14 protein-coding genes are annotated in these 14,105 nt (G+C 63.5%); 9 read left to right on the forward strand and 5 right to left on the reverse strand.

What is annotated here, in order from left to right:
• The first annotated feature begins 13 nt into the window (after window positions 1-13).
• Window positions 14-1,075 carry an HlyD family secretion protein gene (locus tag ACYU03_RS04890; RefSeq protein WP_461888475.1) on the forward strand — a complete coding sequence of 354 codons (1,062 nt, stop codon included), beginning with the start codon at window positions 14-16 and terminating at the stop codon, window positions 1,073-1,075.
• Entirely contained in the window at window positions 1,072-2,520 is a 1,449-nt protein-coding gene (locus ACYU03_RS04895; RefSeq protein ID WP_461888477.1) for an efflux transporter outer membrane subunit, read from the forward strand. Before ACYU03_RS04890 ends, ACYU03_RS04895 begins: the two co-directional genes overlap by 4 nt.
• Window positions 2,521-2,567: 47 nt before the next feature.
• Here ACYU03_RS04895 and ACYU03_RS04900 read toward each other — a convergent pair whose 3' ends face one another.
• The 3 genes from ACYU03_RS04900 to yaaA all read right to left on the reverse strand — a co-directional run bounded on the left by ACYU03_RS04900 (window position 2,568) and on the right by yaaA (window position 4,926).
• Window positions 2,568-3,392 (reverse strand): SDR family oxidoreductase, encoded by an 825-nt coding sequence (locus ACYU03_RS04900; RefSeq protein ID WP_461888478.1) that lies wholly within the window; start codon window positions 3,390-3,392, stop codon window positions 2,568-2,570.
• A 118-nt stretch (window positions 3,393-3,510) separates the two neighbouring features.
• Window positions 3,511-3,975 carry a multidrug transporter gene (locus tag ACYU03_RS04905; protein WP_461888480.1) on the reverse strand — a complete coding sequence of 155 codons (465 nt, stop codon included), beginning with the start codon at window positions 3,973-3,975 and terminating at the stop codon, window positions 3,511-3,513.
• Between the two features lie 171 nt (window positions 3,976-4,146).
• On the reverse strand, window positions 4,147-4,926 hold the full coding sequence (gene yaaA, locus ACYU03_RS04910) for a peroxide stress protein YaaA (RefSeq protein ID WP_461888482.1): 780 nt from the start codon (window positions 4,924-4,926) through the stop codon (window positions 4,147-4,149).
• Between the two features lie 134 nt (window positions 4,927-5,060).
• Here yaaA and ACYU03_RS04915 point away from each other — a divergent pair, with 134 nt between their 5' ends.
• From ACYU03_RS04915 to moaE, 5 genes are all read left to right on the forward strand, one after another.
• Window positions 5,061-6,182: a polysaccharide deacetylase family protein gene (locus ACYU03_RS04915; protein WP_461888484.1), complete on the forward strand. Its 1,122-nt coding sequence runs from the start codon at window positions 5,061-5,063 to the stop codon at window positions 6,180-6,182.
• 329 nt (window positions 6,183-6,511) lie between these two features.
• Window positions 6,512-7,906, forward strand: a complete 1,395-nt coding sequence (locus ACYU03_RS04920; RefSeq protein ID WP_461888486.1) for a PhoH family protein — start codon at window positions 6,512-6,514, stop codon at window positions 7,904-7,906.
• 97 nt (window positions 7,907-8,003) lie between these two features.
• Window positions 8,004-8,477 (forward strand): cyclic pyranopterin monophosphate synthase MoaC, encoded by a 474-nt coding sequence (moaC, locus tag ACYU03_RS04925; RefSeq protein WP_461888488.1) that lies wholly within the window; start codon window positions 8,004-8,006, stop codon window positions 8,475-8,477.
• Window positions 8,474-8,719 (forward strand): MoaD/ThiS family protein, encoded by a 246-nt coding sequence (locus ACYU03_RS04930; protein ID WP_461888490.1) that lies wholly within the window; start codon window positions 8,474-8,476, stop codon window positions 8,717-8,719. Before moaC ends, ACYU03_RS04930 begins: the two co-directional genes overlap by 4 nt.
• 2 nt (window positions 8,720-8,721) lie before the next feature.
• On the forward strand, window positions 8,722-9,168 hold the full coding sequence (gene moaE / locus ACYU03_RS04935; RefSeq protein ID WP_461891389.1) for a molybdopterin synthase catalytic subunit MoaE: 447 nt from the start codon (window positions 8,722-8,724) through the stop codon (window positions 9,166-9,168).
• Between the two features lie 132 nt (window positions 9,169-9,300).
• Here moaE and rhlB read toward each other — a convergent pair whose 3' ends face one another.
• Window positions 9,301-10,731: an ATP-dependent RNA helicase RhlB gene (gene rhlB / locus ACYU03_RS04940; protein WP_461888492.1), complete on the reverse strand. Its 1,431-nt coding sequence runs from the start codon at window positions 10,729-10,731 to the stop codon at window positions 9,301-9,303.
• Between the two features lie 102 nt (window positions 10,732-10,833).
• Window positions 10,834-11,490 (reverse strand): alpha/beta hydrolase, encoded by a 657-nt coding sequence (locus tag ACYU03_RS04945; RefSeq protein WP_461888494.1) that lies wholly within the window; start codon window positions 11,488-11,490, stop codon window positions 10,834-10,836.
• 335 nt (window positions 11,491-11,825) lie between these two features.
• On the opposite strand from ACYU03_RS04945, the gene ACYU03_RS04950 reads away from it, so the two are divergent.
• Both ACYU03_RS04950 and ACYU03_RS04955 read left to right on the forward strand, forming a co-directional pair.
• Window positions 11,826-12,854 carry an amino acid ABC transporter substrate-binding protein gene (locus ACYU03_RS04950; protein WP_461888496.1) on the forward strand — a complete coding sequence of 343 codons (1,029 nt, stop codon included), beginning with the start codon at window positions 11,826-11,828 and terminating at the stop codon, window positions 12,852-12,854.
• 67 nt (window positions 12,855-12,921) lie between these two features.
• Window positions 12,922-14,100 (forward strand): amino acid ABC transporter permease, encoded by a 1,179-nt coding sequence (locus ACYU03_RS04955; protein WP_461888498.1) that lies wholly within the window; start codon window positions 12,922-12,924, stop codon window positions 14,098-14,100.
• Window positions 14,101-14,105: the final 5 nt, after the last annotated feature.

Raw genomic sequence — 14,105 nt, forward strand, 5'->3', positions numbered from 1 at the left:
AGACTGCTGAAAAATGACCAATAACCGTAAAACCCTTCTGATCGGCTCTGTGCTCGCCGTGGCCGTGTTGTCCGGCCTGTTAGGGCCCTGGCTGCTGGGCCGCAACCAGGCGCAGACCACCAACGACGCCTATGTGACCGCCGACTACACCGTGGTCGCGCCCAAGGTCGCCGGCTTCATCAAGGAAGTGCTGGTCGAAGACAACCAGCAGGTCAAGGCCGGCCAGTTGCTGGCGCTGATCGATGAGCGCGACTACCAGGCCGCCCTGGCGGCTGCCGAAGCGCAATTGCTGGTGGCCAAGGCGCAAAGCGAAGATGCCCGCGCCACCCTGGAACGCCAGGCCTCAGTGATCGCCCAGGCCCAGGCCGCGGTGAACGCCGCCCAGGCGGAAATGGCTTTCGCCAATCATGAGGTCACCCGCTACAGCCGCCTGGCCGAGCAGGGCGCCGGCACGGTGCAGAATGCCCAGCAGGCGCGCAGCCGTGTCGACCAGGCCAAGGCGCGCTTGGCCAACACCCAGGCGGCGCTGTTGGCGGCACGCAAGCAGGTGGACATCCTCAATGCCCAGGTGGCCAGCGCCGATGGCCAGTTCAAGCGTGCCGAGGCCGACTTGGAGCGGGCGCGCCTGGACCTGTCCTACACCCGCATCACTGCACCGGTCGACGGCATGGTCGGTGAGCGTGCGCTGCGTGTCGGCGCCTACGTCAACCCAGGGGCCCGCCTGCTCTCGGTGGTGCCTCTGGCTCGGGCCTATGTGGTGGGCAACTTCCAGGAAACCCAGCTGACCCACGTGCAGCCCGGCCAGCCGGTGAGCATCAGTGTCGATACCTTCTCCGGTGAAACCCTGAACGGCCATGTCGAAAGCATCGCCCCGGCCACTGGTGTGACCTTCGCCGCGGTCAAGCCGGACAACGCCACTGGCAACTTCACCAAGGTGGTCCAGCGTATTCCGGTGAAGATCGTCTTCGACGCTGATCAGCCGCTGCTTGAGCGCCTGCGCGTCGGCATGTCGGTGGAAGCGACCATCGACACCCGCGGCGATACCCTGTCCGGCAAAGAGGTCAGCACCCGATGAAACCTGCATTACGCCTTGGCCCCACGCTGCTCGCGTTGGTGCTGGCCGGTTGCACGCTGGGGCCGGACTTCCAGCGCCCTGACAGCCAGGCACCAAGCGCCTGGGGCCCGTTGCAGGGTGATGCCGGGCCAAGCCAGCCTCAGGCCGAACCACTGGAAATGCGCTGGTGGGAGAACTTCCATGACGCCAGGCTCAGTGCCCTGATCGAGCGGGTGGCCGAGCGCAATCTGGACTTGCAGATGGCCAGCGCACGTCTGCTGCAGAGCCGGGCCCTGCGCAGTAGCATTGCCGCCGATGAAACGCCGTCGGTGGACCTGAACGGCGGCTACAGCCGCGCCCGCAACAGTGCCGAAGGCCTCAACGACCCATCCGGCAAGGCTGGCAAGTCGGCGTTCAATCTCTGGCAGGGTGACCTAACCGCCAGCTGGGAGCTGGACCTCTGGGGCCGAGTGCGGCGCCAGGTCGAAGCCGCCGACGCCTCGGTGGAGGTAGCCGAGAACGACCGCCGGGGCGTGCTCCTGGCGCTGCTCTCCGAGACCGCCGGCAATTACATCCAGTTGCGCGCCGTGCAGCACACCCTGGCGGTGACGCGTGACAACCTGGAGGTGGCCAAGCACAGCTTGAAACTGTCGCAACTGCGCCAGAACGATGGCGTCGCCACCCGCCTTGACGTGGCCCAGGCCAGTGCCCAGGTGGCTTCGATCGAATCACGCCTGCCGACCCTCGAAGCGCAGCAGGCCGACCTGATCAATGCCCTTAGCCTGCTCGCCGCCGAGCCACCGCGTAGCCTCCAGAACGAGCTGCAAGAAGCCGGTGACCTACCGGCGCCGCAGCAACGTTTCGCCATCGGCGTCCCTTCGGAACTGGCTGAGCGCCGCCCAGACATCCGCCAGGCCGAAGCGCAATTGCACGCTGCCACAGCGAGCATTGGTGTGGCCAAGGCGGACTTCTACCCAAGCATCCGCCTGTCCGGCAACGTTGGCTTCCAGGCCATGCAACTGAGCGACTTCGGCGCCTGGGATTCACGGCGCTTCGGCATCGGCCCGCAACTGAGCTTGCCGATCTTCGAGGGTGGCCGCCTGCGCGGCATGCTCGAACTGCGTGAGGCCCAGCAGCAGGAAGCGGCCTTGCACTACCGTCAGGTGGTGCTGCGTGCGTGGCATGAAATCGACGATGTGCTGCGCCTGTACAACGCCAGCCAGTTGCGTCGCGACCGCCTGGCCGAAGCGGTGCGGCAGAACCGCATCGCCCTGGAAACAGCACAGCGCCAGTATGTCGAAGGGGCCGTGGACTTTCTCAACGTGCTGAGCGTGCAGGGCGCCTTGCTGGCCAGCGAGGAGCAGTGGATCGACAGCTCGGCGGCGGTGTCGCAGGCCCTGGTCGGCCTGTACAAGGCCCTGGGCGGTGGTTGGCAGGCCTTCGACGAACAACAGCCGAAGGCCTGAGGGGGCAGGACAGCGCCAAGTTGGTAGGCGCCAGCTGACACTGGCTTCTACAGAGGGCGTTGCAAGCCGAAGCGTTTGCTCAGGACCTTGTCCAGCAGGCGTTGCGGCAGCAGTCGGGCCATCAGTGGTAGCGCTGTGCTGCCATTGCCCAGGCGCACCAGTGCTGGGGGCGGCGTCTTGCGAGTGGCTGCCAGTAGCCCTTGGGCGAACACTGCCGCTGGTGTTGGCTTGTCTTGGGAAGCACGGGCGCGGGCCTGGATATGCTCACGCAGCGGCCACCAGGCCGAATCGGCGGCCAACACCTGCTCGGCCTGGCGCTGGGCATTGTTGGCGAACTGCGAGGCGATGGCGCCCGGTTGCACTTCCATCACCCGGATGCCGAAGGGTGCCAGCTCCAGGCGCAGGGCATCGCTCAGGGCGTGCACTGCGGCCTTGGAGGCGCAATAGGCACCGGCAAACGGCGTCACTAGCACGCCAGAAACGCTGCCGATGTTCACCACCAGACCGCGCGTGCGGCGCAACAACGGGAAGAGGGCGCGGGTCACTCCGACCGGGGCGAAGACATTGGTTTCGAACTGTTGACGCATGGCATCGACGCCGCCGTCGAGCAATGGGCCCATGGCGCCGTAGCCGGCGTTGTTGATCAGGATGTCCAGGCCGCCGTGGCGCTCTTCCAGCTCCTCTGCCAGGTGTTGCAGCGCCTGGGCGTCGTTCACATCGAGCGGCCGGGCATTGAAGCCGGCCGCTGTCAGTTGCTCGACATCCTCGGCTTTGCGGGCCGTGGCCCAGACGTCGTGGCCGGCGTCGCGGAAGGCATCGGCCAGGGCGCGGCCGATGCCGCTGGAACAACCGGTGATGAGGACGGTGGGCATGGTGGGGCCTGCTGGATGAGAGAGATGGGGCGATAGTACGACAATCGTGTATCGGCGAGGGCGTTGCCCTCGATCACGACATAAGGCTGATCCCGCAGGTCTTCGTGGTGCTACGAGGTCAGTTGGCGAAGCTGCCCTGCAGGCGCTCGGCGCGGAACTCCAGGGTCTGTGGCCGATACCCGGAACGCAGTGGCGGCAGAGGCAGGCAGTCGCTCCACTGCGCTCCCGGCTGCAATTCGCCGGGGCCCCGGTAGCGTGGAGCGCCGTAGGTGTTCTCGGCGAGGTTGACCGTATCGCCAGGGGCGTAGGCGCCGACCCGCCAACGCAGTTCCTGGAGGGGCGCCTTGTTGCCGTTCGTCATGCGCACCTGCAGAGGGCGGTCAGGCGGGCACTGCTCGGGAGCATAACTCAGGCGCAGGTCGAGGCGGGCCAATTGCGCGGCTTCGCGGTTGTCTTGCCAGACGACCCACAGTGCAACCAGGCCGAGGCCGACCATGGCGGACAGGGAAATGGGCAGGGCTTTGGCCGGGTAGCGCAGGAGCAGCACCAGCCAGGTGAGGATGAGCAGGGCGCCGATGAGCATGGAGTAGGCCTTGTTTGCGCAGGTCAAACCATCCTAGCGGTAAAACGTGCCGGGCTCAAAAAGCAGGAGCCTTGTGGGCGCCGGCTCTCCCACAAGGCCAATGTCGAGCGCTGCGATGATTGCCAGGCTCTCGCCAGGTGCGCTCATCGTCAAGCATGGCTGCCGTCTGGATCAGTCGTGCGGATGGTCCCGCAGAAATACCAGGTTGTCTGGCTTCGACAGCTCGGCACTGTAGTAGTACCCCTGCACATCGAACTGCTTGAGTCGCTCGGGATCGTTGATCCGTTCCTGGATCACGAAGCGGCTCATCAGGCCGCGGGCTTTCTTGGCGTAGAAGCTGATGATCTTGTACTGGCCGTTCTTCTGGTCGCGGAACTCGGTGTTGATCACCCGGGCCTTGAGGGCACTGCGCTTGACCGCGCTGAAGTACTCGTTGCTGGCCAGGTTCAGCAGCAGGTCATCGCCCTGGTCGAGCAGCGCCTGGTTGAGCCATTCGCTGATACGCGTGCCCCAGAAGGCGTAGAGGTCTTTGCCGCGGGCGTTGGCCAGCTTGGTGCCCATTTCCAGGCGGTACGGTTGCATCAGGTCCAGAGGGCGCAGCAGGCCGTAAAGGCCGGAAAGCATGCGTAGGTGTTCCTGGGCATAGCTGAAGTCGTCTTCGCTGAGGCTTTCGGCATCCAGCCCGGTGTACACATCGCCCTTGAAGGCCAGCAGCGCCTGCTTGGCGTTGGCCGGGGTGAAGTCCGGGGTCCAGCTACCGAAGCGTGCGGCGTTGAGGCCGGCGAGCTTGTCGGACAGGTGCATCAGTTCGCTGATCTGGGCCGGCGACAGTTCGCGCAGTTGGGTGATCAACTGCTGGGAATCATCCAGGTACTGGGGGAGGGTGTGGCGCTGGGTTACCGGCGGAGTGTCGTAGTCGAGGGTCTTGGCGGGGGAAATCACCGTCAGCATGGGTCGGCTCCTGAAGTCAGGGAACTGATTCTACGGGGCCGAGCCCGTGATCTCCAGCTATGGCGACAATAGCCACAGACCATCGTCCTGCCAAACGCTATAGTGCGCGGCATGCTTTTGCGGAGACCTCGATTGTGCGCATTGCCCTCGCCCTGCTGGCCGGCCTGTTGAGCCTGGCCGCTCAGGCCGTCCCCTTGGCGGTCGCCAGTTTCGACCGTGACCTTTGGCCGGAGCAGCTCGACAGCCCGGCGCTGTTCGATGTCGCTTCGCGTGCCGAGATCCTGTCGTTCGCCCAGGCGCTTCAAGAGAGCGAGATGCTGGATGAGGCCGAACTGACCAAGCGCCTGCAGCTCAAGCAGATCAACTTGCAGAGTGTCCGGGCGGTGCGCGCGCGGATGTGGCAACGCCTGTGGCAGAACTATGACCAGGCGCGCCAGAGCTGCGAGCAGGATGCTTCGTTCTGCTACCCAGTCGAGTCGGTGGCCGACCTGCGCGCCCAGGCTGCCACCTTCGGCAGCACTGTCGGTTCGTTCTATGGCGAGTGGGTCGAGCCGAGCCGGCAGTTCCACGGCCATTACCTGGACGAGCAACTGCGCAAAGCCGCGCTGCTGCCGCAAACCGGCAGCGAGATCGAGCGTTTCCTGGATCCGGAGAGCAATGGCGGCGAGCTCAATGACCGCATGTTCTTGCTGACCTTCGTCGGCGGGCCGGGAGCTATGGGCGGTGCCACCGATGGCCTGGTCGACTACCTGCGGCGACAGAAGCAGGCAGCGGTCTTCTTCGTCCTTGGCAACCGCTTGCAGCAACGCCGTGATGCCTCTTCGGCCAATGCTTTGCGCATGCTCTATGCCGGACAATGCGTGGGCATCCAGGGCTGGGAGTACCGTTCCCACGCCTTATGGCAAGGCTGGCAGGACTCGCTGCGGCGCAGCCAGGCGCGGGTAAAGAGCGACCTGCCTGAACAGTTTGTGCCGTTGTTCCGACCGCCCTACGGGCAGCGCCGTACCGACGGCGATGCTTTCATGGCCAGCCAGCAGTTGCAGGTTTCGTTATGGGATATCGATGCCCAGGACAATGGCCCACTGACGGCCGAGGAGTCTGCCCAGCGCGTACTGAGCTTGATGCTGCTGTGGCGCAAGGGCGTTATCCAGTTCCATGACAGCCTGCCTAAGGCACAGCCGGCCGTGGCCTGGTTGCTGCAGCACACGGCGCAGAGCGGGATTGGTTGGGAAGAGTGTCAGGATTACGCGGGCTGAACGGAGCGGCCGGTGCTGCCTTCAGCGTGCTGCTTGCCGTATCGGTAGGCCTGATCTCTGACTGTAGCGGCAGCAGGGCTGTACGCCAAGTCCTGTTCGTCAATCGGAAAAATAAACTTCAAATTCGAGTAAAAATGCTTTTTCCGGTCATGCTTTTTGCGGTATCAAGGAGTCAGACAGCCGAACCCTGCAGCACAGGTGGCGTCATCCAAGGCCCATCTTTTGCTGGCAGTACTTCCCGCCCGTAACGACGCGGATACGGGAATACCGGCGGTCACTCTGCGGCGCAGCTTTGATGCGCCGTCTGGCCCCACATAAGGTGACCGAGTATGGATGACCAAGGACGCACCCCTTCCTCCAACCAGCCAATCCTGTATGTGCTCGATACCAATGTCCTGATTCACGACCCCAACGCATTGCTTAACTTCGAGGAGCACCACGTCGCTATTCCGATGACGGTGCTGGAGGAACTCGACAAGCTCAAGACCGGCAAACACACCATCGCCGCCGAATGCCGCCAGGCCATTCGCCTGATCGACCAGACCCTCGGCGATGCCTCGCCCAGCGACGTCGAGCAGGGCGTGCCGATCCAGCGTGGCAAGAGCGGGCCCAAAGGCTACCTGTCGATATTGATGAGCCCGCGCAACGAACCCAACCGTCTGCTGCCGGAGACCCTGAACGACAACATCATCATCAACCAGTTGCTCGAGTTGCGCGCCAAGCGCCCGGAGCTGGACGTGGTGCTGGTGACCAAAGACATCAACATGCGCCTCAAGGCCCGGGCCTGCGGTATCGCCGCCGAGGATTACAGCACCGACCAACTGGTCGATGACGTGTCCTTGTTGTCCAAGGGCTACCATTCGGTGACCGGCTCCTTCTGGGACCGTGTGAGCAAGGTCGAGACCCGCCAGGAGCGTGGACGGACCTGGCACCGGGTGCAACTGACCGACAACCTGCCGGCCGTGCATGTCAACGAGTTCATCATCGATGAGCAGGGCTTCGTCGGCTGGATCAAGGGCATCAAGAACGACGAACTGCTGTTGCTCGACCTGCACCAGGAACCACTGCTGCACCAGGAAGCCTGGGGCTTGAAACCGCGCGACATCCATCAGAGCCTGGCACTGTTCGCTTTGCTCGACCCGGATATCCACCTGGTCAACCTGACCGGCGCCGCCGGTTCCGGCAAGACTATCCTGGCCTTGGCCGCTGCCATCGAGCAGACCATGGTCAGCAAGCGCTACCGGCGCATCATCGCCACCCGCAGCGTGCAGGGGCTGGACCAGGAGATCGGCTTCCTGCCGGGCACCGAGGCGGAGAAGATGGAGCCCTGGCTCGGCGCCATCACCGACAACCTCGAAGCCTTGCACATGGATGATGAGAGCACCCATGGCAGCGTCGAGTACATCCTCGAAAGGGTCCCGCTGCAGTTCAAGTCGCTGAACTACATCCGTGGCCGCAGCTTCCAGCAGAGCCTGATCCTGATCGACGAGTGCCAGAACCTCACCCCGCACCAGATGAAGACCATCATCACCCGTGCCGGGGCCGGTTCGAAGGTGGTCTGCCTAGGCAACCTGGCGCAGATCGATACCCCCTACCTGTCCGCCACAAGCTCGGGCCTGACCTACCTGACCGAGCGCTTCAAGGACTTCCCCCACGGCGTGCACATTACCCTGCAAGGGGTTCCGCGTTCGGTGCTGGCCGAATACGCCGAATCACACCTGTAGCCAACCACAGCCGGGCGGCTTGGGCCGCCCGGTTTTTTTCGCTGCGAGAAGCTGACCTTGGGGTTTACACTCTTTGCTCCTGAACAGGAGGAAAGCTGTGCTGACTCATCTCGATTCCCAGGGACGCGCCAATATGGTCGACGTCACCGAAAAGGCCGTGACCGCGCGCGAAGCAGTGGCCGAAGCGCGGGTGCGCATGCTGCCGCAGACCTTGCAGATGATCGTCGATGGCGAGCACCCCAAGGGGGATGTGTTCGCCGTGGCGCGTATCGCTGGCATCCAGGCGGCGAAGAAGACCAGCGACCTGATCCCGCTGTGCCATCCGCTGATGCTCACTAGCGTCAAGGTCGAGCTCAGCGCCGAAGGCAGCGACGCCGTGCATATCGTCGCCCGCTGTAAGCTGGCCGGGCAGACCGGTGTTGAAATGGAAGCGCTGACAGCCGCCAGCGTCGCGGCCTTGACCCTCTATGACATGTGCAAGGCCGTGGACAAGGGCATGACCATCGAACAAGTGCGTCTGCTGGAGAAGCTCGGTGGCAAGAGCGGCCATTACCAGGCGGAGGCGAAATGAAGATCCAGGTGGTGTATTTCGCCCGTTACCGTGAAGCGCTGGGGCGCGATGGCGAGGCCCTCGAGGGAGATTTCGTCGCCCTGGATGATGTGCGGCGGGCATTGTTGGCCCGCGGTGGCCAATACGAGGTGCTGGCCGAACAGAACCTGATGTGCGCACGCAACCAGGACCTGTGCCGGCTCGACGAAGCCTTGGCCGAGGGCGACGAAGTGGCGTTCTTCCCGCCGGTGACCGGAGGTTGATGATGAGCGTACGTGTGCAGGAAGGGGCATTCGACCCCGGCCAGGAAGTCAACGCCATGCACGCCGCCAATGTCGGCGTCGGGGCGGTGGTCGGGTTTGTCGGCTATGTGCGGGACTTCAACGACGGGCGCGATGTGGCGGGCATGTTCCTCGAACACTATCCGGGGATGACCGAAAAGGCCCTGGGCAAGATCGTCGACGAGGCCCGCGAACGCTGGCCGCTGCTCAAGGTCGAGGTGTTGCACCGTATCGGCGCATTGGAACCTGGCGAGCCGATCGTCTTCGTCGGGGTGGCCAGTGCGCACCGTCAGGCGGCGTTCGATGCCTGCAACTTCATCATGGATTACCTCAAGACCCGTGCGCCGTTCTGGAAGAAAGAGAACACCGCGCAGGGGCCGCGCTGGGTAGAAGGAAGGCAGAGCGACCAGGAAGCGGCGGGGCGCTGGTAAGAGGGGGCGAACCGCTGCGCTGGGCCGCAAAGCGGCCCCTGCTCATTGGGGGCATTGCCCTGGACCATAGAATCTGCCACAGGCCTGTAGGAGCGGGCTTGCCCGCGAATGGGCCGGAGCCGGCCCCCATTCTCAACTGTGCTTGCGCGGTACGGCTTTGAGCAGTTCGTCTGGCGGCATCTCGCAGCTGATCTTGCGCCCGAGCAGTTCCTCGATCGCCGGCAACTGGTAGGAGTCGTCCTCGCCGGCAAAGCTGATCGATACACCACTGGTGCCGGCGCGTCCGGTGCGGCCGATGCGGTGCACATAGTCGTCCGGGTCTTCCGGCAGGGTGAAGTTGATCACGTGGCTGATGCCGTCGATGTGGATACCGCGGCCGGCCACGTCGGTGGCCACCAGCACGGTGATGCGGCCTTCGCGGAACGCTTCCAAGGTGCGGATGCGTTTGTGCTGCGGCACATCGCCGGACAGCTGGGCGGCATTGACCCCGTCGCGCACCAGGCGCTCCTCGATGCGCCGCACTTCGTCCTTGCGGTTGGCGAAGACCATCACCCGTTCCCACTTGTTGCTGGTGACCAGGTTGTACAGCAGCTTGTACTTGTCGCTGCCGGCCACGGCATAGACGTGCTGTTCGACGGTTTCGCTGGCGACGTTCTCTGGCTCGATCTCGACGATGGCCGGGGTGGTGGTCCACTGCTTGGCCAGGTTCATCACATCGTCGGTGAAGGTGGCGGAAAACAGCAGGGTCTGGCGTTCGCTCTTGGGTGGGGTCTGGCGGATGATCTGCCGAACCTGGGGGATGAAGCCCATGTCGAGCATGCGGTCGGCTTCGTCCAGCACCAGCACTTCGACCATGTCCAGGTGCACCTCGCCACGCTGGTTGAAGTCCAGCAGCCGGCCTGGGGTGGCGACCAGAATGTCGCAATGGCGCGCTTCGAGGGCCTTGAGCTGTTTATCGAAGTCCATGCCGCCGACGAAGCTCATGACGTTCAGCCCGGTGTACTTGGTCAGCGCCATGGCGTCCTTGGCGATCTGCACCACCAGTTCACGGGTCGGGGCGATGATCAGCGCCCGCGGCTCGCCCATGTAGCGCTCCTTGGGCGGCGGCGTCTGCTGCAGCTGGCTGATGATCGAGATCAGGAACGCCGCGGTCTTGCCTGTGCCGGTCTGAGCGCGGCCGATGGCGTCCTGGCCTCGCAGGGTATGGCCCAGGACCTGGGCCTGGATAGGCGTGCAGTAGGGGAAGCCGAGGTCATGGATGGCATGCATCACCTCGGGCGAGAGCTTGAAGTCATGGAAGCGGGTCTTGCCTTCCTGCGGTTCGACCACGAAGTCTTCCAGCTTCCACAGCGACGCCTGGGGCCTGGGTTTGCGCTCGCGTTCGCGGCGGGGTTTGTCTTTGGCCGGCTTTTCAGTGCGTGGCGCGGCGGCTTCGGCCTTGATCGGAGCCGTTGGCACGGCTGGGTGGGCGGGAGCCGCTGGCGGCTTCACGGTGGCAACGGGCTCGGCGGCCTGTGGCGCGGCGTCTCCCTTGCCGAATATTTTTTTGAGTGCCTTGAGCACGGTCTTCTCATCAATTGGTTAAGGAATGTACGCCGCGCAGTGTAATGCAAGATTCGGGCGCGGCGTAGTGGAATGCGCAGGCAGCTACAGCGAAGCGTTCCGTCAGCGCAAGTGCTCGCTGAGCCAGTGGTAGATGTCGCTGATTTCCTGGGGCAGCACTTCGTGCTCCATGGGGTACTCCACCCAACTCGCGGTGACGCCCCATTGCTTGAGGTGCTCGTAGGCAGTGCGGCCCATGGACGGAATCACCACCGGGTCATGCACGCCGTGCAGGCACAGGGCGGGAGTGCGTTGCTGGCAGGCGCTCAGTTCCACCTCTTCGGCGAACGTCGGGGCATAGGTGGATAGCGCCAGTACACCGCCGAGGGCCTCTTGCCACTTTATATAGGCGGTGTGCAGCACCACCGCGCCGCCCTGGGAGAAACCAGCGAGGAAGATCCGCGCCAGGTCGATGCCCTTGGCCCGTTCAGCCTCGATCAGGGCGATGACTTGGTCGGCAGAATCTTCCAACTGCTCCTGGTCGATGGCCCGCGCCGGCGTCATGGCCTTGATGTCGTACCAGCTGGGCATGGCATAGCCACCGTTGATGGTGACCGCGCGGGTCGGAGCCTGGGGCATGACGAACCGGGTGCTGAGCAGATGTTCCTGCAGGGCCTCGGCCACCGGTAGGAAGTCGTAACGGTCGGCCCCCAGGCCGTGCAACCAGATCACACAAGCGTCTGCGGTTTGCTGGGGTTCGAGAATCAGCGGGTTGGTCATGACTGCTCCGAAATAGTGCGCACGTTCTTGTTTAAGTGCATGAAAAGAAGGCGTTGCCGGGGGATCACAGAAATAGATGTCGCAACTCTGGAAGTTTTTCACTTGACGCCGGCTGGAACGCTTAAGCCTCCAACTATGGTACGCGCTTTGCTAAGAACTTCCGGATGCAAAGTGACGCGCTTGCGACGGTAACACCCTTTGCACTGATACAAGGCTGTCACAGAACAGCGCATTGCGCCAATTGACCCAAAAACAAGCCAACACGGGTCGGAGGCGCCCCACAAGGGCGCGGTGCAATCCCGGCTCGGTACAACAAGAGCGATTTGGAGGTATTGATGAAGATGTTGAAATCCACCCTGGCAGTGCTGGCTGCGGCCACCGCACTGGGTGCGAGTGGTCTTGCGCAAGCCGGGGCTACCCTGGATGCGGTGAAGAAGAAGGGGTTCGTCCAGTGTGGCGTGAGTGATGGCTTGCCGGGCTTCTCGGTGCCGGATGCCAAGGGGACTATCGTCGGTATCGATGCCGATGTTTGCCGCGCGGTGGCCGCTGCGGTGTTCGGCGACGCGACCAAGGTCAAGTTCAGTCAGCTCAACGCCAAGGAGCGCTTCACGGCGCTGCAGTCCGGCGAAGTCGACGTGCTGTCGCGCAACACCACTTGGACCAGCTCGCGTGATGCCGGCATGGGCCTGGTGTTTGCCGGCGTCACCTACTACGACGGCATCGGCTTCCTGGTGAACAAGAAGCTGGGTGTTTCCAGCGCCAAGGAGCTCGATGGCGCGACCGTCTGCATCCAGGCGGGCACCACCACTGAACTGAACGTGTCCGACTACTTCCGGGCCAACGGCCTGAAGTACACCCCTATCACCTTCGACACCTCCGACGAGAGCGCCAAGTCGCTCGAATCCGGCCGTTGCGATGTGCTGACTTCCGACAAGTCGCAGTTGTATGCACAGCGTTCCAAGCTGGCCGGTCCGACCGATTACGTGGTGCTGCCGGAGACCATCTCCAAGGAACCACTGGGGCCTGTCGTGCGCAAGGGCGACGAGGACTGGTTCGCCATCGTCAAGTGGACGCTGTTCGCCATGCTCAATGCCGAAGAGATGGGCATCACCTCGCAGAACGTCGAGGCTGAAGCCAAGGCCACCAAGAACCCTGACGTCGCTCGCTTGCTCGGTGCCGATGGCGAATACGGCAAGGACCTGAAGCTGCCGAAGGACTGGGTCGTGCAGATCGTCAAGCAGGTCGGCAACTACGGCGAAGTGTTCGAGAAGAACCTGGGCAAGAGCACCCCGCTGGAAATCGACCGCGGCCTGAACGCTCTGTGGAACAACGGCGGCATCCAGTACGCACCACCGGTGCGCTGATGCGGCACCCTGCGGCGGCGATGGGCCGCCGCAGGTTTGTTCGGTTCCCTTTTCTCCGGGGCATTTCATGCAAAATCAAATCGGCGCACCCAAGGGGTTTTCCCTGAGCGATCCACGTGTGCGTGCGTGGCTTTTCCAGATCCTCACGGTACTTTTCGTGGTCGGTCTGGGCTGGTACTTGTTCCACAATACCCAGACCAACCTTCAACACCGGGGCATCACCTCCGGTTTCGACTTCCTCGAACGCAGTGCCGGCTTCGGCATTGCCCAGCACCTGATCTCCTACACCGAGTCGGACAGCTATGCGCGGGTCTTCGTCATCGGCCTGCTCAATACCCTGCTGGTGACCTTCATCGGCATTGTCTTGGCCACCTTGCTCGGCTTCATCGTCGGCGTAGCGCGGTTGTCACCGAACTGGATGATCAACAAGCTGGCCACGGTCTATGTCGAGACGTTCCGTAACATTCCGCCGCTGTTGCAGATCCTGTTCTGGTACTTCGCGGTGTTCCTGACCCTGCCAGGGCCGCGTGGCAGCATCAACCTCAATGACGCCTTCTTCATCAGCAACCGTGGCTTGAACATGCCCGGCGCTTCGATGGCCGAGGGGTTCTGGCCCTTCGTCCTGAGCGTGGTGCTTGCCGTGCTGGCGATTGTCCTGATGGTGCGCATGGCCAACCGGAGGTTCGAGGAAACCGGCGAGCCGTTCCACAAGTTCTGGGTCGGTCTGGTGCTGTTCCTGGGCATTCCGGGCCTCTGCGTGCTGCTGTTCGGCAGCCCTTTGCACTGGGAGGTGCCGCAACTCAAGGGCTTCAACTTCGTCGGTGGCTGGGTGCTGATCCCCGAGCTGCTGGCGCTGACCCTGGCGCTGACCATCTACACCGCAGCCTTCATCGCCGAGATCGTGCGCTCCGGCATCCGCTCGGTCAGCCACGGGCAGACCGAGGCCGCTCGTTCCCTGGGGCTGCGCGAGGGACCGACCCTGCGCAAGGTGATCATTCCCCAGGCGCTGAGGGTAATCATCCCGCCGCTGACCAGCCAGTACCTGAACCTGGCGAAGAACTCCTCGCTGGCCGCCGGTATCGGTTATCCGGAAATGGTCTCGCTGTTCGCCGGCACTGTGCTCAACCAGACCGGCCAGGCCATCGAGGTGATCGCCATCACCATGAGCGTCTACCTGGCGATCAGCATCAGCATTTCCCTGCTGATGAACTGGTACAACAAGCGCATTGCGCTGATCGAGCGGTGAGGATA

The organism is Pseudomonas sp. X10 (genome assembly GCF_054889225.1).